The organism is Brachyspira hampsonii (assembly GCF_001746205.1).
Taxonomy (GTDB): domain Bacteria; phylum Spirochaetota; class Brachyspiria; order Brachyspirales; family Brachyspiraceae; genus Brachyspira; species Brachyspira hampsonii_B.
This window is the reverse complement of sequence record NZ_MDCO01000012.1, coordinates 774,673-799,956: the sequence shown is the minus strand read 5'-3', so window position 1 is coordinate 799,956 and position 25,284 is coordinate 774,673. Positions and strand designations below refer to the sequence as shown.

Below are 25,284 nucleotides of genomic sequence, written 5' to 3'. Positions count from 1 at the left end.
CAAATATCCGTTAAAACCTTATGCTAAAACCTATTCTTGGAAATAAAGCTATTCTGAAATTAAGTAATGTTTTAGACCAATCAGGCATATTAGAAACGTTTAAATTACCTGAAATTCCTCCAGCAAAAAAATACAGCAAATTTCCTGCCAAAGCATTAGCCATATTCTCTCCCCAAGGTCTTACATAATATCCTATCTCTAACAATCCTATATCAATAGTAGGCTTAACTCTCCATTCTCTTGTAGGAAATAATTCTATATTCCATCCAATTTCATAAGAAATATAAACAGAAGCGTCTGCTACCGACTGCCTTGCCTTAACACCAGTGATACCATTTTCCGTTTGAATATCATAAAAAAATGCATCTATAGCCAAACGAAAATGATTGTAAAACTGCCTTTTTTTACCGTAAAATTTCACTCCGAATGTAACAGGCATAATTACAAAAGAAGCATTAAATTTAGTATCACCTACAACAATAGTAGATAAATCAAAATCTAATCCTTTAATATCTCGCAGTAATTTAATCGCATTATCTTTGCTAATATTAAAAGAGTATTCACTTCCATATAATCCGATACCGGCACTAACAGATATTTGATTATGTACAAACAATGAATATTCAATAGAAGGTATATACCAGCCAAAAGCATCAAGGCTAACATACTGTAAATATTCTCCTGTACTTCCTAGATCTGCTCCAAACATACCTACTGTATGCCTTCCATGTTTAAAAATTGTGTCCAAAATCATAGGAGTGAATACTGTAATACCGGGATTGAGATTGAAACTTATCATCTGTCTTCCCTTTATCCAACTGTAATCTTCTCCTGTAACTTCTGTAGATAAAGGAAGCCCCTTAGAAAATCCCGTATGAATTGAACAAATAAAAATAAAAAATATTATTAAAAACTTTTTCATATTGATTATACTTTAAAAATTATATTATAGATTCACTGCTAATAAAATCATCCTTAGATTTTATTAACAAATCCTCTAATTTATTACGTTCAGTTTCAGGTAAATTAACACCTTTAAATATTTCATCAGTTTTAGTAGTATCTATTTGACCATTATTTTCCATAGCCTGCTTAGATAAATTGCCTAAAACTTTTTTATATTCGGGATTATTCGAATTCATAAGAAGCTGCAATAGCTCCAATCCTTCTTGCTTAACCTTAACTATATTAACTTTTTCACCTAATGGAACTACTAATAAAGTATTTCCATTTCCATCTTTAAACATAGAAAATAATGATAAAAAGTAATCATAATATTGATAGGTTCCATTATTATTATTTTGACTTCCTGTTATAGTTAATGTATTACCATCTAAACTTACACCTTTAAAATTACCATATCTAATTTTATCTAGAACCAAATTAGAATAGGGATTAGTTACAATAACTCCTGTATTTTTTGTACATGAAACCATTAACATAATTAACAGCGAAAAAAGAACTGCATATAATTTTATATCTAATCCTAACATAAACTATTATTTTGTATAATGATAAAATAAATAAAATAAATTTCAACAATATAAGAATATACTTTAACAATATTTTATAAATCCTGAGCTATTTCCTCAATCTTAAATATCTCAAGTAAATCGCCTTTCTTAATATCATTAAAATTTTCTATAGAGGCACCGCATTCATAACCGCTTGCAACTTCTTTAACATCATCTTTAATTCTTCTTAAGCTAGAAATTTTGCTTGTATAAATAAGTACATTATCTCTCATGACTCTTACACCGGCATTTCTTTCTATTTTTCCGCTAGTTACATAACATCCGGCAATAGTACCAACTTTAGGTACATGGAATACATCTCTCACCTCAACAGTACCAATATCAACTTCTTTTTTAATTCTTTCAAGAGAACCTTTCATAGCATTCTGAATAGCTTCTATTGCTTCATAGATTATATCATATCTTTCTATAGGTATGCCGAGTTTTTCAGCTAATTCTTTGGCCTTTCCTGAAGGACGAACTCTATAAGCTATAATAATAGCATTAGATGCATGAGCTAAGTTTACATCGCTTTCGGTAACGGCACCTGATGCACTATATATTGAAACAAATCTTATTTTATCACTTTGTATTTTACTTAAAGCATCTCTCAAAGCCTCAGCACTTCCCTGAACATCAGCTTTTATTATAACCTTAAACTCTTTCATAGCATCAGAAGCTATTTTCTCATAAAGGTTTTCCAAAGTAACTTTAACATTAGCCTTCAAAGCCTCCTGCTGTTTTAACTGAACTCTCTTATCAGCTATAGCCTTAGCTTCTTTTTCATCAAGCATAACATTAAATGACTCTCCAGCCTCAGGAGTTTTTTCAAATCCTAAAACCTCAACAGGAGTAGAAGGCAAAGCCTTTGTAACTCTCTGACCCAAATCATTAACCATAGCTCTAACTTTACCTACAGAAAGACCGCATACAAAATAGTCTCCGATTTTTAGAGTACCATTTTGAACAAGTACAGTACCTACAGGTCCTCTTCCCTGATCTAGTGAGGCCTCTAAAACTATACCAATAGCCTCTCTATTAGGATTAGCCTTTAATTCAAGCATTTCTGCCTGAAGTATAATAGCTTCTAATAATTCATTAATACCCTGTTTAGTTAAAGCACTAACACCTATATACTGAGTATCTCCTCCCCATTCTTCTGGGGTAAGTCCGTATTCAGACAATGCTGCTTTTACCTTATCCATAGTAGCATTAGGCAAATCCATTTTATTAACCGCAACTATTATAGGTACATTAGCCTCTTTAGCATGATTTAGGGCTTCTATTGTCTGCGGCATAACTCCGTCATCTGAAGCAACAACAAGTATTACTATATCTGTACTTTTTGCTCCTCTAGCTCTCATCATAGTGAATGCTGCGTGTCCGGGAGTATCAATAAAAGCTATCTCACCGCTAGGCATTTTTACCTTGTAAGCACCTATATTTTGAGTTATTCCGCCGCTTTCTTTTGATGTAATATTACTATGTCTTATAGCATCAAGAAGAGAAGTTTTACCATGGTCAACATGACCCATTATTGTTACAACAGGAGGACGAGGTTTTAAATCTTCTTCTCTATCTTCTTTTACTTCTATAGTAGCCTCTTCCTGCAAAGATATAACATTAACTTTACATCCAAAATCATCTGCTATAATTGTAGCTGTATCAGAATCAATTATATCATTAACTCTAGCCATAGTACCCATACCCATAAGTTTGGATATTATGTCAGAAGCTCTTAAATTCATCTTTTTAGCTAAATCGCCTACAGTAATTGTTTCCATTATGCTGATTTCTTTTTCAACACTTGCAAGTCTTTGTTCCTGCTGACGTTTTTTAGCCTGAAGTTTATTAAATATCTTATTTTCCTGCCTTTGAACTGCTTCTGCTTTAGAATCTTTTTGAGATGATTTCTTATCGTATTCTTTATCTTTTTTATCGTAATCTCTTTTCTTATTATCTTTTTTATTATCTTTCTTGAATGATGATACATCTTCTACAGGAACTTCTATAGCAGGAGAATCTTTATATGATTTACTTTCTTTAAAATCTTTATTATCCCTATTATGAGAATAATGTTTACCTTTTGATTCTTTATTATCTCTATTTTCTTTTGCTATATTATTTTTTTCAGGAGTATTGTTATTATTATTATCCTGTTTCTGAGCATAAGGCTTATCAGATTTATTATGTATTATTATTTTCTTTTTTACTATAACTTTTTTTACTTTCTTAACAGCTGCTGCAGCTTGATTATCATCATTATTGTTATTAGATGCATTATTTTTTTTTATAATAACTTTAGGTTTATTATCAGCTGCAGAACTTTCCTGATTTAAATTTTTTTCATTATTCTCATTTTTTTGAGACATTCTTTTCCTTTCCCATTAATATTAAATTTTAATTATTTGTTCTTGGTAATAAATTATTAGTTTGCTGAGGCAATGCAGCATTATTAGTGTCTCCTATTTGAGGAGGAAGTATGCTTGCTTCTCCTAAAACTGCAGTATTTCTTTCTATTACTGCTTTATCTTTTAGATCTTGTATATCTCTTTCTACTAATTGCTGTGCATAAGCATTTTTGTATAATTGAGCAATATAAGGAGCTGTTTCTGTATTATATGCTGTAATGCCGTACATTTGAGTTAATTGATCTTTAGCCTGTTCAAAAAAAGCCTGAGCCTGTTCAGGGGTAGGATCTGGTATATTTTTAGAAGCATCTGCCATGAGTTTTGTTACATAATATTGAAACTTTATATTTCTGATTGAAAGATTAATAAAATCTTTAGCTTCTTCTGTTTCAAAGAATTTTTCTTCTTCTGCCTTATTTAATAATAAAATAGAATTTATCAACTGATCTGCATATAATTGTTTAGTATTAGCATCATTAGCATACATAGCTATTTGTTCAGTTGTAGCACCTTGAAGTACTAAAGAAGCCTCTAAATCTTTAGTAAAATTAGTTTGATTAATAGTAAAATCATCTACTTTTAAAACCCAATCTCCTGCTCCGCCATTTAAATAAGACAAAGAATCTGATGGGGTTTTTGAGCTGCTTACTCCGCCTTGATTCTGAGAGCAAGCTATTATAGCAAATGATGATATTATCAATATTAATTTCTTCAAGTTTTTCAAACTCATAAATACTCCTTAAAATAAAAAAAACAATTTAATAATAGTATAGTGTATCATATATAAATATTTCTGCAAGTAAAAAACATATAAAATTTACATACATAAACTAATAAAAATAATTAATTATAAAAAAATAAATAAATGCTATTTTTTTCCGGAATACATATTAATTACTAAATTAGGAAGTTCTTTTTCTAATATTCCGTACCATATAGATTTTCTTCTCTTTAAAGTTTTACTGCTCATAGCAATATTCATTAATTTATTATAAGTTTCATTAGCCTTCTGAACATTCTGAAATATTGATATATGATTAGCAGGGAAAATTTCAGATATATTAGCCTCTATATCTTTCTTTATAACAACATCATATATAGGCAAAACCTTTTCATATCCTGCACAAATACTCTCAGCATATTCTAAAACCATCTTATCAAAATCTGGAATAGTTTTAAGCAGCTTAATAATCAAAGCAAAAGTATCTATAGCCTCTTTATAATTTTCTTTAACTACATAAGCCCCGTTCGCCTTATCACATAAATCGCATATAGTACCATTAGTATAACTAGATATATAATCATTAACTTTTTCATCTATCTGAAAAGGAGGCATTGATTTAGCAACTTTCGATATCAAATCTAAAATAGCTGTAAACATTCTCTGCTTCCATAAATTACCCTTAACGCTTTTTACAAGCTCTTCCATTTCATTAAAAAACTGCTCTTTATATTTCTCATCAGGATTGAATATCGCTTCAACTATAGGAATATCAGTACCTTTAAATGATATCATACCATTATCATAAAATGAGATAATATTTTTTTCAAATATTTCACTTTTTACTTTGCTGTTTTCTTTTAAAAAGTTAAACTGCAAATTTTTAGTTACTATTACTTTATTTTCTTTTGGTGCTAAAGTGTTTGCTCTAGCCTGCATTCTGGCAGCATTATTTATTAAAAAACCAGATAAATCCCCATCCTCTGTGATAATCAAAGAACTATTAGTATTACCGCCGGATATTCCAGCACTGATTTTAAACTCAGGAAGTCCGCTTGTATCTACACCTGGATATTCAGTTAATAATCTTTTTTTACTTAAAACACCGATTGTAGCTATAGTGGCACTTAAAGCATCTGTCGCTGTAGGACAGACCATAATTATTTCATCGCCCTGCTTCCTATGTGATATAACATTATAGAATCTTGTTACTTCACTTACCTTATTTTGCATTAAATCATCTAAAGCATGCATTTTGGAAAGATTATTCTTATTTTCTTCGCAGAATTTAGTATATCCATGTATATCAAGCATTGCTATATAAATATCAGCTATTGAAAGACTTAATTTTAAATCGCCTGCAAAATTATATTTTTGATTTTCTGTAACGAACTGAGACCATAATTTAGGATAAAGCTCTTTATCTAAATTGTTAAAAAATCCCCAATAAATTTTTCGTATAAGATCAAATAAGCCTTTTAAGATCTTCCTACTGTCATGTACTTTTTCAAAATTAATATTTTTAGCATAAGTAAAAATTCCGGAAAATGTTTTTATTTCGCCTGATACTATTTTTTCGCTTAAATGAGTATATAATTCATATTTGGAAGTGGATTGGTTAAATTCTTCTATTTTGTTCACTTTCTTCCCTTAATTTTATTTTATATAAATAAGCATTTTATTACTTTAACTTATAAACAAAAAAAATCAATAGATGTTATAAAACATATTGAAAAAAATGCAATCTATACTAGAATAAAACAAAAATAAATTTATAATTTTAATATTAAATTATGGCTCAAAAAAAAATAAATGATAATTTTAATATAACTATAGCATTATATCGTCCGGAAATACCTGCAAACACAGGAAACATTGGAAGATTATGCGTTGGACTTAATATACCTTTGCATATAGTATCAAAACCTTCTTTTATAATAAGCTCGAAAGAAGTAAAACGTGCCGGACTTGATTATTGGTGGAATCTGCAATTAGTAAAACATGAAAATGAAAATACATTTTTAGATTACTGTAATAGCAATAATAAAAGAATAGTTCCAATTACAAAGTTCGGAAAAAACAGATACGATGAGTTTGAATATCAGAATAATGATATACTTCTATTCGGCAGAGAATCAACAGGACTTAGAGAATCATTATGGGAAAATGATTTAGAAAACTCTGTATATATACCAATGAGTGATAATATTCGTTCCATAAATGTATCAAATACTGCGGCTATAGTTGCTTATGAGGCATATAGGCATATTATTTTAAGTAATAATTAATTTAACGCACGGTTAATGAATTTTTTTATATAATTAATATTATTTTATTAATTAATTCAAAATATAAAATTTTATTCTGCGTGCGGTAATAATATTTTCATTCTAATTAAATTTAGGGTGGGGTTTATAATTGCAGAAAAAATTAAAAAAATTAATTAATTATAGATACTAAAATAAGCAATAAGTATATAGGGCGGGATTGTAAATAAAACAAAAAATCAAATATTAATAAAATTCATTTTTATATTTTATTAAATTGTTTTTTATAGAATAATTATTCTATATAGATATTAATAAATTTAATATTATAAAACTATCATAAAAATGTGCTATACAGTCTCCAAAAAGAACTTTAAATCATGCAGTTTTTTAAAAATTATTAAAATAAAAGCCCATCAGTATTTCTACCAATGGGCTTTATATCTACATTTGTAATAAGTCGCTTAAATCAAATTATCCAATAATTCTCATTATAGATTGGTTTTTCATATTAGCATTAGCTAACATAGCAGCACCTGTTTGCTGTAAGATTTGTTCACGAGTATAAGCAACCATAGCTTGAGCCATATCAGCATCTCTGATAACACTTTCAGAAGCAATAGTGTTTTCAGTAGCGATCATTAAACTTTTTACCATAGATTCCATTCTGTTTTGAACAGCACCTAATTCAGCTCTTTGAGCTACTACCATTTGTATACCTTCATCTATTCTTCCTAAAGCTTGGTTAGCAGTTTCTACAGAAGAAATAGAAATAGGAGTATCTCCTCCAACTTGTAAGTTAGCAGCAGTCATAGCACCTATATTAACAGATACTCTTTGATCCATATTAGCACCGATGTGGAAAGTCATAGGAGTTTGAGCATCAGCAGCGAAACGACCTGTTAACATGTTCATTTTGTTGAATTCAGCTTGAGAAGCGATTCTGTCAACTTCAGCTACTAATTGGTTAACTTCTACTTGAATTAAAGCTCTGTCACTGTCAGAATAAATACCGTTAGCAGATTGAATAGCTAATTCTCTCATTCTTTGCATAATGTTAGTAGTTTCATTTAAATAACCTTCAGTTGTTTGAATGAAAGATATACCGTTTTGAGCATTTCTAGTAGCTTGTTGTAAACCACGGTATTGTGAACGCATTTTTTCAGATACAGCTAATCCAGAAGCATCATCTCCTGCAGTATTAATTCTCATACCGCTAGAAAGTTGTGCTATTGTTTTAGTCATTGAATTTCCTGTTAAATTCAATTGTCTGTTTGCATTTAATGCAGAAATATTATTGTTGATAATCATAACTACCCTCCATGAATAGTGCTTAAAATATTTTTGTAATTTTTATTTTTCTAAAGCTTTAAAATATTATGCTTTTAATTGCTGTTTAGTCATCCCCTACAAAACAGCTGCATAATATTAACTTCATAGTATAATACTATTATAATATCTTTTAAAAAAAAAGTAAAGACTAATTTTTTATAAAAAAATACCGATAGGGCAATTTACTGCATATTAATATAATAACATTGACTTTTTAACACTATTATTTTAAAATCTAATAGCATAACATCATTTTTTGGAATAAAAAACTATGAAATTTATAACAACAGCTATGATTATAATGCTTTTTATGCTTAATTCATGCAGCAGTGCAAATGCAAATACTGATAATAAAATAAATACTAATTTCTATTTTAATGCTGAAAATGCATACGATTATATAAAAGCTCAGACTGATTTAGGACCTAGAAACTACGGAAGCGAAGCTCATAAAAAGGTAAGAGAGTTTTTTAAACAAGAAATTTCTAATATGGGTTATGAAGTTTTTAGTCATAATTTTCAAGCACCATACATAAAAGAAAGAAACGGAGAAAATATATACGCATTTCTTAAAGGAAAGACAGATGATTATGTAATTATTACAAGTCATTTTGATAGCCGTTCTGTGGCAGAAAAAGACCCTATACAATTCAATAGAAATAAACCTATAAGCGGGGCCAATGACGGAGCAAGCAGCAGCGGAGTATTACTAGAACTTATGAAGGCTTTAAAAAATTATAATGATTTGCCTTACAGTGTATGCTTTATACTATTTGACTTGGAAGATGATGGAAATTTATTTGATGTAGAAGGCAATTCATTAATAGAAACTGACTGGATACAGGGAAGCATTGCATTCGTAAATGAAGTTATTACAAGAGATAAAATAATCGATAAACAAAAAATAAAATTTGGAATTCTTCTTGATATGGTTGGAAGCAAAAATGCCAAATTCAAATATGAAAGTTTTGCTCATACATATTATTCTCCAATATATAATAAAGTTTGGCAGTATGCAAACGATTTAGGATACGGAGAATATTTTATTGATGAACACTATGGAACTATAGTAGATGATCATACACCATTTCTAATTGAGAAAATACCTTTTATTGATGTTATAGATATGGGATATCCTTTTCATCATACATCGCAGGATACTATAGATAAATTAGATAAAAAAACTTTGGAGGCTGTAGGAAAAACTATAGAATACTCTATAAAGAACGCCGATAAAATTTATTAATTTTCGCTTTTATAATAAGTATGTTATAACGATAATTAAAAACGATTATCAAATATCTAAAATATAGTTTTGATATAAATTTATTTTACATTAAAACTATTAACATTGTTATAGAAAAATGTTATAATATATTGCAATTAATCATATATTTAATATGAAAAATACTAATTATCAATTTTAAGGAGGTTTTTTAATATGTTTGGCGGATATTTTGAATATTATTTCGGATATATATGGATACTAATTCCTGGTATACTTTTAGGTTTCTGGGCTCAGATGAAGGTAAAAAGCACTTATGCTAAATACAGCAGAGTTGAAAATAAAAGGGGAATTACAGGAGCACAAACTGCAAGATATATTTTAGAAGGATATGGAATAGATATTCCTGTAGAAAGAATAGGCGGAACTTTAACAGATCATTATGATCCTTCTTCAAGAGTATTAAGACTCTCTTCTGGAGTTTATGACGGTACTGATGTTGCCGCTTTAGGAGTTGCGGCTCATGAGGTAGGACATGCTATACAGCATAACAGAGGATATGCTCCTCTTTCTATAAGAAATGGTTTCTATCCTTTATGTGCTATAGGAGATCAATTCGGTCCTTATCTAGTGCTTATAGGTATTATGATAGGAGGGGCTGGAAGTTTTTCATACTACATAATGATGGCGGGTATTCTGCTTTTTGCATTTGCTGTATTCTTCTCTCTTGTTACATTACCTGTAGAATTTGATGCTTCAAACAGAGCTATAAAAATTTTGGATAAAGGCGGATTTTTAGACAGTGAAGAACTTGACGGAGCTAAGAAAGTATTATCTGCCGCTGCTTTAACTTATGTTGCTGCTGCTATTACTGCTATACTTACACTTTTAAGACTTTTAATGTTAGCACAAAGAAGAAGAGATTAATAAAAAATAAAAAAAGTATTATTTTTTAATAATGCCTTTCTTATTAAAAGCGATAAATTATTATATTTGAATAAATATTATTAAATGATATAATTATAAAAAATATATACATTTTAGGTTAATTAAAATAATGGAATTAAGTATACAAAAATTCGCCAAAATAAAAGAAGCAAACATAAAAATAGAAGGTATTACTGTAATAGCTGGTGAAAATAATACAGGAAAAAGTACAATAGGAAAAATTTTATTTTCTTGTTTCAATTCTTTTAATAATCTTGAAAAGGAAATATCTCTATCAAGAGAACATTCTATAAGAAGAGAAATTTTAAGTATGCTTAATATTATATTTAGATATAAAAATAGAATTAAAATACAAAAAAGTTATACTGCCATCATAGAAAAAATATTTGATTCTATAAATGATCCAGATATAGAAATATATAATATATTACTAGATAATATTAAAGATTATACGGATATAGAAAATAAAGAAGTTATAGATTTATTAGAAAAAACCTCATTAAAAGTTAAAGAGTACATTGATATATCTTATGAAAAAATAGCATATAAAAAACTTTCAGAATATTATAAAGAAATATTTAATAATCAAATAAACAGTAGAATAGAAAAAGATTCCATTTCAGAAATTAATATAAAAGATTTGATGTTTAAATTCAAAAATGATGAATGTATAGATACAAATTTAAATTATTCTTATAATAATAATATCTATCTAATAGATAATCCTTTTACACTTGACAAGAATGATTACCCATATTCACTATCAATAATAGAATCTCATTTAATAAATAATGTTTTGTATACAGAAGAACCATACACAATTGATAAAATTTTAATAGAGGAAAAACTCTATGAAATATATGATAAGCTATCAAAAGTTATTAATGGAAAAATTATAGAAAAAGATGATGAATTCTATTTAGAAGAAGATGAAATTTTTATAGAACCAATATCAGTACATAATTTATCAGCAGGATTAAAATCCTTTACAATAATAAAAATGTTGTTAGAAAGAAATGCATTAAAAGAAGAAGATATTTTAATTTTAGATGAACCTGAAATACATCTTCATCCAAAATGGCAGCTGCTTTATGCCGAAATAATAGTTCTACTACAAAAAATATTTAATATATATATATTAATAACTACACATAGCCCATATTTTTTACAGGCTATAGAGAAATATTCTAAAAAACATGATATAGATGAAAAAACTAATTATTATTTATCAGATATAAAAAATAAATATTCGTATTTTAAACTAGTCAATGATAACATAGAAGACATATATGCTAAAATGGCAGAACCCATAGACGAATTAGAAAATTAATTAATAATTTACAAATTGGAATTTTGATGGAACAATATATAATAAATAATTTACCTGATATATTAAAAAATAACATAGATACTTTAAAAAATACATCTAAAGATTTTTCTAATAAAAACAATATTCAATATATGACTGAATCTAAAATTAATGTAATTAATTTTGATAAAGTTGTTATAGAATATAAAAATAAATATTGTATTGAAAATTTAACTAAATCCAATGATGCACTTTATATATCAAATGAAAATTATTATTTTATAGAATTTAAAAATGGCAAGTTAAAAAATAATATTATACAATTTAATGGTAAAATGAAAGGTGAAATAAAAGGACAACTTGATATAAATCAATATATTAATACTAATTTTGAAGGAAATATTAATGGCATTTTGTTCTATATTAATGGAACTATAGAAAATAATAAATTTTCCGGATATGTGAAATCTACATTTAATGGACATATAGATGGCAGTGATATTGATAATAATAACAATATTAAATCAAAATTTAATGGAACTATTAAAGCTAATTTAGACGGTTATATAAATTATATTAATATAGAAAATGATCTAAAAGAAAAAATATATGATAGCATTTTTATATTATCAAATATATCAAAAGAACTAAAGCCTAATATTATAGAATCTACTAAAAATAATACAATATATATACTAGTATATAATGAGAAAAAGAATTCAACTAACAAAATTTGGAATAATGTTAAAAAACAGGCTAAACAAAATACATCATTTATTAACTTTCCTAGAATAAATAATTTAAAAAATTATATACTTAAAGATATTAATTATTATACAGAAAAAGAGTTTGATAACTTTATAGAAAAAGAATTTATATAAGAAATTAAAAAACATATAAAAAAGCATAGACTTAAAAAATAAGCCTATGCCGCAACATTTTTAATCTAATTATAAATTTACATTTTTCTTACAGCTATTCCTAAAAAGAAAGCAAAGCCTCCCCATATAACAAGTAAGCTAAGTCCCATAAATATAGCAGAATCTAATCCCATAATTAATTTCTCCTTTTATTTTATTTAATGAGGTATATTAGGCTGTCTGTCTTTAAATTTAGCAAATAATATACCAACTATAAATGCTATAACAGGCATAGACCAACCCAAAGCAATTAAAGCCCAAGTAGGATAACCTCCGTAAGGTGTTTTGAAATCATTTATTAATTTCAATGATAACATTACAGCTAAGAATATAGGAGTTAAGAATTTCAAACAGAAATCCCACCAAATACCTACTCTGAATTCACTTACTGTATTGATAGTTTCTTTAAATGATCCAAGTTTATATACCCAAGCAACTAATATAATTTCTATAAGTCCGCTTACTACAATATTATAATTGTTTACAAAAGCGTCCACTATATCAAGTATAGAAAGTCCGCTTCCTGTAGCATATACCATAGATATAGCACCTTGTATTATTATAATAACTATACTTACTTTTTTTCTATTGAAATGGAATTTATCAATAAATGAAGATATAACAACCTCAGCAAGTGAAATAGCAGAAGTAAGACCTGCAAATGAAAGCACCAAAAAGAATACTAATCCAAATACTCCATTTAAACCAGGTAAAGAGTTGATAGCTTCAGGAAATACCATAAATGCTAAACCTATACCGCCGCTTCCAGCAACTTCAGCAACTTCTTTTCCTTGAGAATGAGCCATATAACCTATTATACTAAATACTGTTATACCAGCAAATAAACTGAAACTAGTATCAGCAAAACCTGTCATAAATGCATTATTTGCTATATCTGAATCATCAGGCAAATAGCTTGAATAAGTTATCATTATACCAAAAGCAACAGACATACTGTAGAATACCTGACCATAAGCATCTATCCAAATTTTAGGATTAGTAAGTTTAGAAAAGTCAGGCTTGAACATATAATCAAGACCGGATAAAGCACCAGGTAAAGTTATACCTCTAATAAGAATAATTACTACCAATATAGCTAATAAAGGCATAAATATTTTATTTGCTTTTTCTATACCGTCTTTAACTCCTCCAATAACAGAGATCAATATTATAACCCAAACAATAATTAAAGGCACAGCAACGCCAATATTAAAATTACCAAGTGAAAAACCATCTTGAAGTTTTAAATACTCTTTTGTGAAAAAACCAGCTGTATCAGCTCCCCATTTTAAGCCTTGAATAGAAAATAGTCCGTAAGATAATGACCAAGCAATAATGACTGAATAATAAATAACTATTGCAAAACATGTAAATACTTGCAGCCAACCCAACCATTCCCAAGAAGGGTTTAATGCTTTTAAAGCACCGGGTGCACTTTTATGAGTTTTATGCCCTATAGAAAATTCTAGTATCATTATAGGTATACCAGCTGTAAGCATAGCTATAAGGAAAACTATCATAAAAGCACCGCCACCATTAGATGCAACCATATATGGGAAACGCCATATATTACCTAAACCAACAGCAGAACCTATAGCAGCCAATATAAAACCTGCTCTAGTTCCCCATTGTCCTCTGTGATGATGATGACTCATCTTTCTCTCCTTATTTTTATTTTTTTCATTATAAATTTTTTATAATATATGTAAAATAATAAAATATCAATACTTTGTATAGAAATTTTTAATTTATTTTTTCACATAAAATTATTTTTAAATAAGATATTTTATTTTTGATATAAGAATTTTTTATAAATAATATAATAACTAAAAGAACTTAAAACATTAATAATTTCACAATATTATATCTTTATTATTTTTCTAATAAAGTTGCTACAATATAAAATTTTATTCTGTCATTATGATTTTTAATAGGATCAATACCTAAAATTTCCTTAATTTTTTTCATTCTATGCAAAACTGTATTTCTATGTATACCCAATTCTTCACAGGTTTTGTTAATATTCAAATCATTTTTGCTGATAGTTATTATAGTTTCTTTAAATATTGAATTTTTATTAATAAAATTCAATATGTTTTTTAATATCATAGAAGAAGAAAAATAACCTTCATTTAAAATAATGTATTCTAATATATAATCTTCAATAAAATAAATATCATTATTTGTATACTCTATATAATTAAATAAAAAATTAGCCTGTTCAAAACTATTAGGCATATCCTCTAAATTATTAACCATGCAGCCGCACATAACAGAAAACTTTATATCAATCTTTATTTCTTTTCTAAGATATTTAAAAAATAATGATATCATTTTATTTTTATCTTTACTATTATCAAAACTTTTTATTATAATAAATTGTCTGTTTCCAATATGAGAGATTATATCCTGCTTGCTAAAATATTTTATTAATTTTATTTTCTGCATTATATATTCAGATATCTTTTTTATATCATATTCATCATTTTGTTTTAATTTGATTAAGCATACCATTCTATCTATATCAAAAGAATAACCATTATTTTCAGCCCATATATTAATAGAAGGCAGATATTTATAATTTTCTTTAGAGATAATTTTATATATATAATTATTCAAATTTGTCTGCTTCAAGATTTTTTTATCAATATCTATTTCCCTTTCTATGAGCATTTCTGTAGTCATCTTAATAATATTTGCTATTAATTTTATTTCATCTGGATCGCCTGAAACTCCTACAACACCTATAAGTTCATTACTCAGCATAAGAGGCATATTAATGCCGGGTCTGCTGCTTTCTTTATCATTATCTATAGAATTAAAATAATTCATACTTTTAACATTTTTAATAACATCTAAAGCACCTAAATGTATTTTTCCTATTCTTTCTTTATCTCCGCTTGCTATAATCTCACCATACTCATTCATAATGTTAATATTTACTTCATAATCTATAACCTTCATTATTTTATCTAATAATCTTTGAGCAATTTCATTATCTATATACATAAATAACCTTAAAACTTTTTAATATTTTATAATAACACATAATTATACTTTATATATAAAAAAACAAAAAATATTTATAATTTAAAATATGATATATACCTAGCAAATACTATATAAAGTAAAAGCTAGGTATATATTTATAAAAGTAAAGTATAGAAAATATAAATTTATTAAAAAAACAATGAAACTATAAACACATTAATTATTCCAGCAATACCTATTACTAAAGTCATTAAAGTTTGAGTTTTATAACCGTCCTGAGCTTTTATAGAACTGAAATTAGTAACAACCCAATAATAACTATCATTAGCATGGGAAACTGTCATAGCTCCGGCACCTATAGCCATAACTGTTAATGCTGATAAAATAGGAGTATCTAAACCCAATGCCCCCATTAAAGGTGCTAATATTCCAGCTGTAGTAGTTAAAGCAACTGTAGAAGAACCTTGAGCTGTTTTTAATATAGCAGATAATATAAAAGGAAAGAAAATACCTACACTTTCAAATAAAGCTGCATTATCTGTAATAAACTTAACTAAACTAGAAGAAGAGATAACTTTACCCAAAACACCGCCTGCAGCTGTTACAAAAAGTATAGGACCTACAACTTTTAAAGTATCATTTGTAATATCATAAAAACTTTCTAAATCTTTCATATTCTTCTTTTGAGAAAAATATGTAATAATAGAAAATATAAGCCCCACAGCCAAAGCTATTATAGGAGTACCTAAAAATTGTATAAATATTGAAATACTGCCTTCTATTTTTGCCATAGTAAATACTGAAGATAAAGCCATTAATATAATAGGTATTAAAATAGGAGATACAGCTAAAAAACCATTCGGCAATTTACCATAGCTTTCCACAAGCTCCTCATAGCTTTTAATATTTTCATCATTTGATATTTCATCTGTTGATTTTACTTTCCTGCCTATATATTTAGAAAAGAAGTATCCAGATATTAGAGGTAATATAGAACATATAACACCCATACCTATAACCATAAGCAAATGATTTCCTATACCCAAAGAATTAGCTGCTGCTATAGGTCCAGGAGTAGGAGGTATAAATACATGTGAAATATATAAACCTGCTGAAAGTGCTATACTCATAGAAACAGAAGATGTCATTGTTCTTTTAGCCAATGCTTTCTTTATTGGGTTTAAAATAACAAATCCAGAATCGCAAAAAACAGGTATCGAAACTATCCAGCCCATAATAATCATTGCAAGTTCAGGTCTTTTTTTACCAACTATTTTGATTACCATATCTGAAAGTTTTAATGCTCCTCCTGTTTTTTCAAGCACAGTTCCTATTAAAGCCCCCAAAATAATTACTATACCTATACTAGTAAAAGTGCCGCTAAAACCACTTCCAATTATACTAGGTATTTCTTTTAATGATATTCCAGAAATAAAAGCAAAAAGAATAGACACACCCATAATTGATAAAAATGGATGTATTTTTAATTTTGATATTGCCAATATCATTAAAATTATACATACAATAAAAAATATTATTAGTAAACCGCCTTGCATAATGCCTCCTTTATTTATATATCAAGTATATAAAAATAATATCTGTTTACATTGTATTATAAATACAATTTTTTTAATATTTATTGTATATAATAAACAAGGAAAAGGAAAATTAAAATTAATATACTATATTTGAAATATATAGTTAACATTCTGTATTTAAAGGAAAAGTCTATGAATATGAAAAAAATAATAATAATACCTGATTCTTTTAAAGGAAGTGCAAGCAGTTTAGAAGTTTGCAATTACATAGAAAAGGGAGTATTAAAAGTTATTAAAGATGCTAATATAAAGAAAATACCTGTTGCAGACGGAGGAGAAGGTACAGTAGAATCAATACTCTATGCGGCAGGAGGACATACAAAAAAAATAAATGTTAGAAATCCTAAAGGAGAAATTATAGAAGCTAAATACGGAATAATAAATAAAGATAAAGCAGTTATAGAAATGGCCGAAGCGTCTGGTCTTACTTTAATAAATGATAAAAAAAGAGAGCCTTTAAAATATTCTACTTATGGTACGGGCGAACTTATTAAAGATGCTCTTAATAATAATATTAAAGAAATACTAATAGGCATAGGCGGAAGTGCCACTAATGACTGCGGAATTGGAATGGCTAATGCTTTGGGATATAGGTTCTTTGATAAAAATAATAATGAGCTTGAAGCCGCAGCTGAAAATATGATAAAAACTGCATATATAGACAACAGCAATGTTGATAAGAGAATATTCGATATAAAAATAACTGCGGCATGCGATGTAAAAAATCCTCTTTATGGAGAAAATGGGGCTACAGCAGTATATGGAAAACAAAAAGGGGTTACTAATGAAAGTTTTGATATACTCGATAATGGTCTTAGAAATATAGCAAAAATTGTAAAAGAACAATTTGGTAAAGAAATAGACTATATAGAAGGCTCAGGAGCTGCTGGAGGACTTGGAGGAGGGCTTATTGCCTTTTGCAATGCTCAATTAAAAAGCGGTATAGATGCAGTGCTTGATATAATAGACTTTGAAAATAAAATAAAAGATGCTTCACTTATCATAACAGGAGAAGGTGCTATAGACGGACAGACTAAAGAAGGAAAAGTTCCTGTAGGTGTGGCAAAAAGAGCTGGCAATGTACCTGTAATAGCAATAGTAGGCGAAATAAGAGAGGGAGCTGATATAGTATATGATTTAGGTATTAAATCCATAATGCCTTTATGTACAAAAGCTATGACTCTTGAGGAATCTATTTCCAACACTGCTGTATTAGTAGAAAATGCAGCTGAAAGGGCATTAAGATTTATTAATATAGAATTAAAATAAAGATATTAAGTTTTTAAATTTAATTACTGATGTAAGTTGTCAGAAACTCCGTAAATATTAAAATATCTCACTTCAATATCTTCTATATCTTCATCTATACTTTTTAAGAAGAATTTAAGATTAAGTCCCATAAGATATGTTTTGTTTAAAGCAATATACCTCTCTTTTTTATTATCATCTCTATTCATATAATCATATACTATCATAGTAACATCTATATGAATATCTGAAATAACATATCCCTCTTTAAATATTTCTGTAGTTATAATAGTATAATTATTTGTATATTCATAATCACAAGAAGCATTATTAGGATACATTTTTAAAATTGTAAAATCCAAATAATTTTCTACTCCCTCTTTTATAGCTAATTCTATATTTTTATCTTTATAAACCTTATCTCTTACTTCCTCCTTACTCATTTTTGAACCATAATTATTTAAATTATTAACATCAAAATTTTCCAAAGTACCCATTATATTATATCTCCAAAATAATTATATAAAATTATATAAATATTGCAAAAAAATGAAAGTATAATTATATTATTATCAAAATAAATTTTTATTTTAGGAGATTATAAGATGAGAACATCAGAAATAGAAAGAAACACCAATGAAACAAAAATAAAAATTAAATTAAATATAGACGGAACAGGAAAATATAAAAACAATACAAAAGTAGGATTCTTAGATCATATGCTTGATCTGTTTGCACGACATGGAAGATTCGATTTAGAAACAGTATGCGATGGAGACATTCATATTGATTATCATCATTCGGTTGAAGATGTTGGAATCGTTTTGGGAAAATGTTTTGCTAATGCTCTTGGAGACATGAAAGGAATAAAAAGATACGGTAATTTCAGCATGCCTATGTGCGAGGCTTTAACTTTAACTGCTGTTGATATATGCGGAAGAAGCCATTTAATTTTTAATAGTGATTTAAAACATGAAAAAGTAGGAGATTTCGATACTGAACTAGTTAAAGAATTTTTTACTGCATTTACTAATTCTATGAATATTACTTTACATATAAATACTTTATATGGAGAAAATACTCATCATATAATAGAATCCATTTTTAAAGGTACGGCAAGAGCCTTAGCACAGGCTTGTGAAATAGATGAAAAATATAAAAATGAAGTATTATCTACAAAGGGAATGCTTGAAAATAATAAAAATTAAAAAATTTGATTTTTTGTTTTTTATAAAAAAGGAATCTGTTTAATTTTTTTAATTTATTCAGCCCGCCCACCCGCCCCTATACTTTGACTTTTATGTTTTATTTTAGTATAATAATTCAATAAAATTAATAGGATTTTTTTATGACAGCTATAATAGATTATGAAGTTGGAAATTTATTCTCTCTTATGTCATCATTAAAGTATGTAGGAATAGATGCCAAACTTACAGATGATGAAAAAACTATAAAAGAAGCTGATTCTTTGATACTTCCTGGAGTAGGAGCTTTCAGAGATGCTTTGGCAAAACTTGAAAGCAGAAAAGAAGGAACACTTAAAAATACTATTATGGAAGAAGCTAAAAAAGGAAAATTAATTTTGGGTATATGCTTAGGTATGCAGATGCTTTTTGATAAGAGCTATGAATATGGGGAGTACAATGGATTAGGACTCATAAAAGGAAATATATGCCCTATAGAAAAAGATTTAAAAAATAAAGATTTGAAAGTGCCTCATATGGGCTGGAATAATCTTAATATAAAAAAAGATGATAAAATATTTAAATATATTAATAATATGGAATATGTATATTTTGTACATTCATATTATGGTAAAGACTGCGATGAGAGTATAATAGCTGATAGTGAGTATGATGTACAAATACCTGCCATTGTAAAAAATGACAATGTATACGGAATACAATTTCACCCTGAAAAAAGCGGAAATACAGGTCTTAATATATTAAGAGGATTTAAAGATTTGATAAAAGGCTAAATTAAAATAGCCCTACTCTAGTTCTTTTAATCTCTGTTCTGTATCTTTTTATTTCCCATTCAGTTCTGCTTTTATCCCATTTAAGTATATTAGCCATTTCTTCGGCTATATGCTCAGAAATTAAAGTGCCGCAGTCATTTTCTGTCAATATGAATCTGAGTCTTCTCATCATAATGTCATCTAAATGAATAGCATGTTCAATCTCTATAAAATATTTTATAAGTCCTCTATTAATTCTATAATCAAGTCCCACTTCTACTAAAAGAGATGAATCATTTTTACAAAGCTCATTTAATTTTAAAATCAGATTAACAGATCCGAAATAATCTATAAGGAATTTAAGCAAATTTTCATTCAAAACTAATTCAGTATTTTTTTCAAATTTATTATTAATAACCTTCTGAGTGCTGAACCATTTATAAGGCTTACCATACATTTTTACTAATGCTTTCATAGAAACAGAGGAAGAAGTTGTAAAATTTCCTCCTTCAACTAAAAATAATCTATACTGCGGATGAACATGTATTTTCACCTGCGAAGAATTAAGAGGCATCATGCCGGACTGCGTAGTTATTATGTGGTTTTTATTAACAATAGAGCTGAAGTAAGTATTATATATATCAAGCAAATATTCAGCTTCATCGCTTGTAGTGTATATACAATCTAAATCATGAGTATTTTTTTTGATTGTAGGTCCTATAATCGTATTATTTTTCCAACGCATTAAAAATACATTAGGTCTTGATTTTATTTTAGGAAGGATTACCGATTTATTTATATGAATCAAATCATTGTCTATAATTAAATGACTTCCCTTAACATAAACCAGCTTATCTTCAAAATTTCCATTAGGAAGCATAGAACTTATACTATGTCCCCAAGCCCCTGCAGCTACTAATATAGTTTTAGCACTTGCCGTATAAACTCTTCCTGCCACTCTATCGGTAAAAGCTACATTTTCTATTTCTTTCTGATTATATTCAAACCCCTTAACTTCAGCATAGTTTAATATATCCGCACCAAATTCTTCCGCCTTCAAAAGAAGCTCTATAACATATCTTGAATCATCTAATGAACCTTCATAATATTCTATAGATGCTATGACATCATTATTTATTAAATCAGGTAAGGCTTCCAAAGTTTCATTTCTGCTAAGAGATTTATGCTTTTTAGTTTTACCAAACAAAGAAAATGCATCATATAATATTGACTTTATCTCTTCTCTAAAAAGCCCCGTTCTGCTATGTTCATATATAGGATTTATAATACCAAAATTTGAAGCTGAAGCCTTATACATAAGGTTATTTCTTTCTCTTACCCTATGAATTGTATACATCAAATTCTTACTGCCCATATCATTATATCCGCCCGAAAGCATTTTAGAAGTTCTGGAAGAAGAACCAAAAGCAAAATCATGCTTTTCAAGCAATAGAACGGCAAGCCCTACCCTAGAAGCCTTTAATGCTATAGTAGCTCCCATAACTCCGCCGCCTATAATGATAATATCATATTTTTTATTACTATTCTGGAGTATCTCATCTCTTGTTTTTGCCATAAATACCTCTCCTTTTTTATAATAGGAAATAATAACTTTTATTAGCAATAATAAAAAATAATAATTAATATATAAACTCTATATATTTTAGTATATACAAAATCATTATAAATACAAATATTTTAACAAATCTCTTAAACTCATACGATTTTTATTCTTTTCTAAAAATGAATTCATCTCTTTAACCTTACCATGATTATCTATATAATGCCCTTCAAACTCTCCAAGATAGGATATAGGAAAACTTAAATAAGCATTGTAAGCCAAAACAGAAAAATTCGGGCTGAATACTATATAATTTCCCTTATTCTTCTTAGAAAAATCAATCATATTATCATTGTCATCTAATGAATCGCCTACTATAATAAATTTTTTAAATTTGCCATTATATATAATATTATCGTCAAATATAGAATGCTTTAAATTCATATTTAAATCTCTAATCTCTTTTATGGAAAAATCATTAATATTTGTATAATTATCCCTTATATTTTTTGAATTTGTAGCCATTATATTCTTTTTAAATACTAAATTTTGTATTCCCAAAGAATCAATAAATTCATTAAAAGCCTTAATCTCTTCAATAGGATACATACTTGAATTTACAGCCAATACATATTCTGCTTCAATATCATTAATAAATTTATGATAAAGTTCCTTAGCCTCATTGAATTCACATTGCATTCCATTATAAAAAGGCTTTTCTAATGTATTATTTGAATAATAATCCAATTTCCTGCCGTAATCACATAACCCATATTTTTTACCCTTAGGAGATGATATGTCTTTTATGCTGTGTTTTATATAGCTGTACTTGGCATCGCATAGATAATTGCATCCTATACAAAAACTCTCTATAGTTTTTACTGTACTTATATCATCATTGATTTTATTATCTATATTCCTCTGAACATCAAATACATGAGTAGGACATAAATCTGTTATCATAGAATTATATCCGTCTATAACTTTATAATCCTCGCATATACCGCAGTTAATACATCTTTCAAAATTTGCTTTTATAAAGTTTGGAAGATTCATTTTTTCTACGATATTTTTTAATTCTATTAGATTAATATCATTTTTATTAAAAGCATTTGGAGAAGCCTCTATAGAAATATTGTAAATATCTAAATACTTTTTTAAATTGCAAACATAATCAGCCTTACAGCTTTCACATACAGGCTCATGCATATAAAGTATAGCCTTTAATAAAGAGGTTCTATAATTTATAATATCATCATCTTTTTCATTTAAAACACTCATTCCGTTTTCTACTATTTCATCGCAGGCATATCTATAAGAATAACTATTTTCATTTTTTTTCTTTACTTTAACCAAGCATAATTTACATCTTAGAATATTATTCTTCTTTTCAAAAGTATTTGTACTATTTATTTTATATGAGCATAAATGAGGTATATCTACATTGATGTAGGACAGTGCCTGAAGTATGGTATATCCTTTCTGAGATGATACAGTCTTTCCATCAACACTAAATTTTATTATCATTCAATAAAACCTCTAATATAAAATTATAAAAGATTTTTAACTTTTTACAAAACTATATAATGTTATTTTATTTTCTATCAAATAAATAAACTCATCTTTAAACATTTCCATAACAGCTAATATACAGTCAGCTATACTTCTTATATATAAACATGAAGCTCCTATTTTAATCATTTCAGCAGCCGATTTTAGATTGGAATAATCATCAAAACTAGAATATCCCAAAAGCATTCTATTAATATAATATTCGCATAAATCAAACCCGTAATGACAAGGAGAACATTTTCCGCATGATACACTTTTAGCAAACTGAATTATTTTTACAGCAACCCTTATCATACATCTGTCCTCTTGTATAAAACATAATCCGCCGTTTCCAATTTTCATATTATAACTTCCGAAACATTCATAATCTAAAGTCATTTTCTGAAAAGTATCAAAATCTATAGGAGGATTCAAAAAACCATTTGTAAATACACATTTTATACTATACTCCTTAACTGTTCCGCCTGATGCTTTGAGAATATTTTTTAACGGAGTATTCATTTCAAATTCATACAAATTCGGATTCATAATATCACCTGTAACTGAAAGTATAAAGCTGCCCTTATAATATCCGTTTCCGTAATTTTTAAAAGTAAATCCTCCGATATACGCCAAGTATGCAATTTGAGATATAGTTTCTAAATCAAATATGTATTTTTTATTTTCTAAAAAAGAAGGTGTAAGTCTGATATTATATTTATTATAATAAGCGTATTCATCGTATATATTTATTTCTATATCATTGACAAAATTAGAATCCTCTGCCTCTACTATAGCTTTTAATATAATATCTCTTTCTTCCAAATAATAATCTTTTAATATTATATCTATTCTTTTAATATTTAAAATCTTAGCTATAAAAACAGAAGCATCTAATATGAGATGCGGATTATTTTTTAATAGAAATTTATCTTTAAAAACCAAATAGTCAAATGAAGCAGCATTTATTAGTATAAAATCTTCTTTAATATTTCCGTCGGTTAATAATTGATATATAGAACTTTGAGTAATATCTCTTTTAAAGATTGTATATTCTTTTAAATCTTCAAAAAAAGAATTAGCTATTCTTTGAAGATTTAAATAATCCCCGAAATTATCTTTATATGACTGAATATCTGTTATATTATTTTCACTATGCAGTACAAACTTTTTCATCTTTTTCTTACATGTATAGCTTCTATATACTTAATAATACTTTTAAAAGACGATTTTGTACATTCCATACCATTAATAAGGACAGGTACGGCATTATGGCAATTATGCATACACTCCATCTCTTTAAGGAGCATACCATCAGAAGACGGCACTCCTATTTTTAAATCATAATGAGAACGAATAGCTTCTAAAAGGGCATAAGCACCTTTCATAGAGCAATGAAGTCCTACGCATACTTCTATGACAGTTTGAACATTGCTTGCCATACTATTATTCCAATTAAAAACATAAATATTAAGAGATGAAAAACATTAATATGTATAATGTTATTTTATATTATTTTTTCTTATGCCTATTTTTGCGTAAACGTTTTTTGCGTTTATGCGTAGCCATCTTTTGACGAAGTCTTTTTCTTCCTGAAGGCATATACACTCCCATTTTTATCTAATTTGAATATTCATTATAACATTTTACACAAATAATTTCAAGTAAAAACTAAAAACTAATTTGATTTTTTTATATTTATTTTATAATTAATTATTATTATAATACATT

At 27.5% G+C, this 25,284-nt stretch carries 23 protein-coding genes; 8 read left to right on the top strand and 15 right to left on the bottom strand.

The genetic code is table 11. The features are described from left to right. Positions 1 to 10: 10 nt before the first annotated feature. From BFL38_RS12515 to BFL38_RS12495, 5 genes are all read right to left on the bottom strand, one after another. Positions 11 to 922, bottom strand: a complete 912-nt coding sequence (locus tag BFL38_RS12515; protein ID WP_069727341.1) for a hypothetical protein — start codon at positions 920 to 922, stop codon at positions 11 to 13. Between the two features lie 19 nt (positions 923 to 941). Beyond that, entirely contained in the window at positions 942 to 1,442 is a 501-nt protein-coding gene (locus tag BFL38_RS12510) for a hypothetical protein (protein WP_256097267.1), read from the bottom strand. A gap of 125 nt (positions 1,443 to 1,567) precedes the next feature. Further along, a complete protein-coding gene (gene infB / locus BFL38_RS12505) occupies positions 1,568 to 3,886 on the bottom strand; it encodes a translation initiation factor IF-2 (protein WP_069727340.1) in 2,319 nt (772 codons plus the stop codon). A gap of 28 nt (positions 3,887 to 3,914) precedes the next feature. Continuing rightward, positions 3,915 to 4,655, bottom strand: coding sequence for a hypothetical protein (locus BFL38_RS12500; RefSeq protein WP_069727339.1), 741 nt, complete (start codon positions 4,653 to 4,655; stop codon positions 3,915 to 3,917). A gap of 138 nt (positions 4,656 to 4,793) precedes the next feature. After that, positions 4,794 to 6,287, bottom strand: coding sequence for a hypothetical protein (locus BFL38_RS12495; protein ID WP_069727338.1), 1,494 nt, complete (start codon positions 6,285 to 6,287; stop codon positions 4,794 to 4,796). A 152-nt stretch (positions 6,288 to 6,439) separates the two neighbouring features. On the opposite strand from BFL38_RS12495, the gene BFL38_RS12490 reads away from it, so the two are divergent. Then, entirely contained in the window at positions 6,440 to 6,934 is a 495-nt protein-coding gene (locus BFL38_RS12490; RefSeq protein WP_069727337.1) for a tRNA (cytidine(34)-2'-O)-methyltransferase, read from the top strand. Positions 6,935 to 7,387: 453 nt separating this feature from the next. Here BFL38_RS12490 and BFL38_RS12485 read toward each other — a convergent pair whose 3' ends face one another. Beyond that, entirely contained in the window at positions 7,388 to 8,224 is an 837-nt protein-coding gene (locus BFL38_RS12485) for a flagellin N-terminal helical domain-containing protein (protein WP_008722293.1), read from the bottom strand. 292 nt (positions 8,225 to 8,516) lie between these two features. Here BFL38_RS12485 and BFL38_RS12480 point away from each other — a divergent pair, with 292 nt between their 5' ends. From BFL38_RS12480 to BFL38_RS12465, 4 genes are all read left to right on the top strand, one after another. Continuing rightward, on the top strand, positions 8,517 to 9,491 hold the full coding sequence (locus tag BFL38_RS12480) for a M28 family peptidase (protein WP_069727336.1): 975 nt from the start codon (positions 8,517 to 8,519) through the stop codon (positions 9,489 to 9,491). Between the two features lie 195 nt (positions 9,492 to 9,686). Then, the gene (locus BFL38_RS12475) at positions 9,687 to 10,397 is read left to right on the top strand and encodes a zinc metallopeptidase (RefSeq protein WP_069727335.1); all 711 of its coding nucleotides are present in this window, start codon (positions 9,687 to 9,689) and stop codon (positions 10,395 to 10,397) included. Positions 10,398 to 10,527: 130 nt separating this feature from the next. After that, positions 10,528 to 11,748, top strand: coding sequence for an AAA family ATPase (locus BFL38_RS12470; RefSeq protein WP_069727334.1), 1,221 nt, complete (start codon positions 10,528 to 10,530; stop codon positions 11,746 to 11,748). Between the two features lie 26 nt (positions 11,749 to 11,774). Next, positions 11,775 to 12,608: a hypothetical protein gene (locus BFL38_RS12465; RefSeq protein WP_069727333.1), complete on the top strand. Its 834-nt coding sequence runs from the start codon at positions 11,775 to 11,777 to the stop codon at positions 12,606 to 12,608. A 77-nt stretch (positions 12,609 to 12,685) separates the two neighbouring features. Here BFL38_RS12465 and BFL38_RS14975 read toward each other — a convergent pair whose 3' ends face one another. From BFL38_RS14975 to BFL38_RS12450, 4 genes are all read right to left on the bottom strand, one after another. Next, the gene (locus tag BFL38_RS14975) at positions 12,686 to 12,781 is read right to left on the bottom strand and encodes a MetS family NSS transporter small subunit (protein ID WP_142950341.1); all 96 of its coding nucleotides are present in this window, start codon (positions 12,779 to 12,781) and stop codon (positions 12,686 to 12,688) included. 24 nt (positions 12,782 to 12,805) lie between these two features. Next, on the bottom strand, positions 12,806 to 14,302 hold the full coding sequence (locus BFL38_RS12460; RefSeq protein WP_069727332.1) for a sodium-dependent transporter: 1,497 nt from the start codon (positions 14,300 to 14,302) through the stop codon (positions 12,806 to 12,808). Positions 14,303 to 14,519: 217 nt separating this feature from the next. Next, the gene (locus BFL38_RS12455) at positions 14,520 to 15,656 is read right to left on the bottom strand and encodes a CdaR family transcriptional regulator (RefSeq protein WP_069727331.1); all 1,137 of its coding nucleotides are present in this window, start codon (positions 15,654 to 15,656) and stop codon (positions 14,520 to 14,522) included. 170 nt (positions 15,657 to 15,826) lie between these two features. Continuing rightward, positions 15,827 to 17,194 (bottom strand): GntP family permease, encoded by a 1,368-nt coding sequence (locus tag BFL38_RS12450; protein WP_069727330.1) that lies wholly within the window; start codon positions 17,192 to 17,194, stop codon positions 15,827 to 15,829. A 180-nt stretch (positions 17,195 to 17,374) separates the two neighbouring features. Between BFL38_RS12450 and BFL38_RS12445 the strand changes: the two genes are divergently transcribed. Then, entirely contained in the window at positions 17,375 to 18,505 is a 1,131-nt protein-coding gene (locus BFL38_RS12445) for a glycerate kinase family protein (protein ID WP_069727479.1), read from the top strand. A 23-nt stretch (positions 18,506 to 18,528) separates the two neighbouring features. Here BFL38_RS12445 and BFL38_RS12440 read toward each other — a convergent pair whose 3' ends face one another. Continuing rightward, complete coding sequence (locus tag BFL38_RS12440) at positions 18,529 to 18,981, bottom strand: hypothetical protein (protein ID WP_176720581.1); 453 nt, start codon at positions 18,979 to 18,981, stop codon at positions 18,529 to 18,531. A gap of 108 nt (positions 18,982 to 19,089) precedes the next feature. Between BFL38_RS12440 and hisB the strand changes: the two genes are divergently transcribed. After that, the gene (gene hisB / locus BFL38_RS12435) at positions 19,090 to 19,692 is read left to right on the top strand and encodes an imidazoleglycerol-phosphate dehydratase HisB (protein WP_069727329.1); all 603 of its coding nucleotides are present in this window, start codon (positions 19,090 to 19,092) and stop codon (positions 19,690 to 19,692) included. Between the two features lie 140 nt (positions 19,693 to 19,832). Next, positions 19,833 to 20,462, top strand: a complete 630-nt coding sequence (gene hisH / locus BFL38_RS12430) for an imidazole glycerol phosphate synthase subunit HisH (RefSeq protein ID WP_069727328.1) — start codon at positions 19,833 to 19,835, stop codon at positions 20,460 to 20,462. A gap of 1 nt (position 20,463) precedes the next feature. Here hisH and BFL38_RS12425 read toward each other — a convergent pair whose 3' ends face one another. The 4 genes from BFL38_RS12425 to BFL38_RS12410 form a co-directional block, all read right to left on the bottom strand. Then, positions 20,464 to 22,017 carry an FAD-dependent oxidoreductase gene (locus tag BFL38_RS12425; protein ID WP_069727327.1) on the bottom strand — a complete coding sequence of 518 codons (1,554 nt, stop codon included), beginning with the start codon at positions 22,015 to 22,017 and terminating at the stop codon, positions 20,464 to 20,466. Between the two features lie 105 nt (positions 22,018 to 22,122). Next, on the bottom strand, positions 22,123 to 23,529 hold the full coding sequence (locus BFL38_RS12420) for a 2Fe-2S iron-sulfur cluster-binding protein (protein ID WP_069727326.1): 1,407 nt from the start codon (positions 23,527 to 23,529) through the stop codon (positions 22,123 to 22,125). A 36-nt stretch (positions 23,530 to 23,565) separates the two neighbouring features. Next, positions 23,566 to 24,729 (bottom strand): NADH-ubiquinone oxidoreductase-F iron-sulfur binding region domain-containing protein, encoded by a 1,164-nt coding sequence (locus BFL38_RS12415; protein WP_069727325.1) that lies wholly within the window; start codon positions 24,727 to 24,729, stop codon positions 23,566 to 23,568. Then, on the bottom strand, positions 24,726 to 24,995 hold the full coding sequence (locus BFL38_RS12410) for an NAD(P)H-dependent oxidoreductase subunit E (protein ID WP_069727324.1): 270 nt from the start codon (positions 24,993 to 24,995) through the stop codon (positions 24,726 to 24,728). The genes BFL38_RS12415 and BFL38_RS12410 overlap by 4 nt, the downstream gene beginning before the upstream one ends. Between the last annotated feature and the right edge of the window lie 289 nt (positions 24,996 to 25,284).

Coding starts and splice junctions, on each gene's coding strand:
- BFL38_RS12515 (WP_069727341.1), bottom strand. CDS start 922: ATGAAAAAGTTTTTAATAATATTTTTTATTTTTATTTGTTCAATTCAT.
- BFL38_RS12510 (WP_256097267.1), bottom strand. CDS start 1,442: ATGTTAATGGTTTCATGTACAAAAAATACAGGAGTTATTGTAACTAAT.
- infB (WP_069727340.1), bottom strand. CDS start 3,886: ATGTCTCAAAAAAATGAGAATAATGAAAAAAATTTAAATCAGGAAAGT.
- BFL38_RS12500 (WP_069727339.1), bottom strand. CDS start 4,655: ATGAGTTTGAAAAACTTGAAGAAATTAATATTGATAATATCATCATTT.
- BFL38_RS12490 (WP_069727337.1), top strand. CDS start 6,440: ATGGCTCAAAAAAAAATAAATGATAATTTTAATATAACTATAGCATTA.
- BFL38_RS12485 (WP_008722293.1), bottom strand. CDS start 8,224: ATGATTATCAACAATAATATTTCTGCATTAAATGCAAACAGACAATTG.
- BFL38_RS12480 (WP_069727336.1), top strand. CDS start 8,517: ATGAAATTTATAACAACAGCTATGATTATAATGCTTTTTATGCTTAAT.
- BFL38_RS12475 (WP_069727335.1), top strand. CDS start 9,687: ATGTTTGGCGGATATTTTGAATATTATTTCGGATATATATGGATACTA.
- BFL38_RS12470 (WP_069727334.1), top strand. CDS start 10,528: ATGGAATTAAGTATACAAAAATTCGCCAAAATAAAAGAAGCAAACATA.
- BFL38_RS12465 (WP_069727333.1), top strand. CDS start 11,775: ATGGAACAATATATAATAAATAATTTACCTGATATATTAAAAAATAAC.
- BFL38_RS14975 (WP_142950341.1), bottom strand. CDS start 12,781: ATGGGATTAGATTCTGCTATATTTATGGGACTTAGCTTACTTGTTATA.
- BFL38_RS12460 (WP_069727332.1), bottom strand. CDS start 14,302: ATGAGTCATCATCATCACAGAGGACAATGGGGAACTAGAGCAGGTTTT.
- BFL38_RS12455 (WP_069727331.1), bottom strand. CDS start 15,656: ATGTATATAGATAATGAAATTGCTCAAAGATTATTAGATAAAATAATG.
- BFL38_RS12450 (WP_069727330.1), bottom strand. CDS start 17,194: ATGCAAGGCGGTTTACTAATAATATTTTTTATTGTATGTATAATTTTA.
- BFL38_RS12445 (WP_069727479.1), top strand. CDS start 17,375: ATGAAAAAAATAATAATAATACCTGATTCTTTTAAAGGAAGTGCAAGC.
- BFL38_RS12440 (WP_176720581.1), bottom strand. CDS start 18,981: ATGGGTACTTTGGAAAATTTTGATGTTAATAATTTAAATAATTATGGT.
- hisB (WP_069727329.1), top strand. CDS start 19,090: ATGAGAACATCAGAAATAGAAAGAAACACCAATGAAACAAAAATAAAA.
- hisH (WP_069727328.1), top strand. CDS start 19,833: ATGACAGCTATAATAGATTATGAAGTTGGAAATTTATTCTCTCTTATG.
- BFL38_RS12425 (WP_069727327.1), bottom strand. CDS start 22,017: ATGGCAAAAACAAGAGATGAGATACTCCAGAATAGTAATAAAAAATAT.
- BFL38_RS12420 (WP_069727326.1), bottom strand. CDS start 23,529: ATGATAATAAAATTTAGTGTTGATGGAAAGACTGTATCATCTCAGAAA.
- BFL38_RS12415 (WP_069727325.1), bottom strand. CDS start 24,729: ATGAAAAAGTTTGTACTGCATAGTGAAAATAATATAACAGATATTCAG.
- BFL38_RS12410 (WP_069727324.1), bottom strand. CDS start 24,995: ATGGCAAGCAATGTTCAAACTGTCATAGAAGTATGCGTAGGACTTCAT.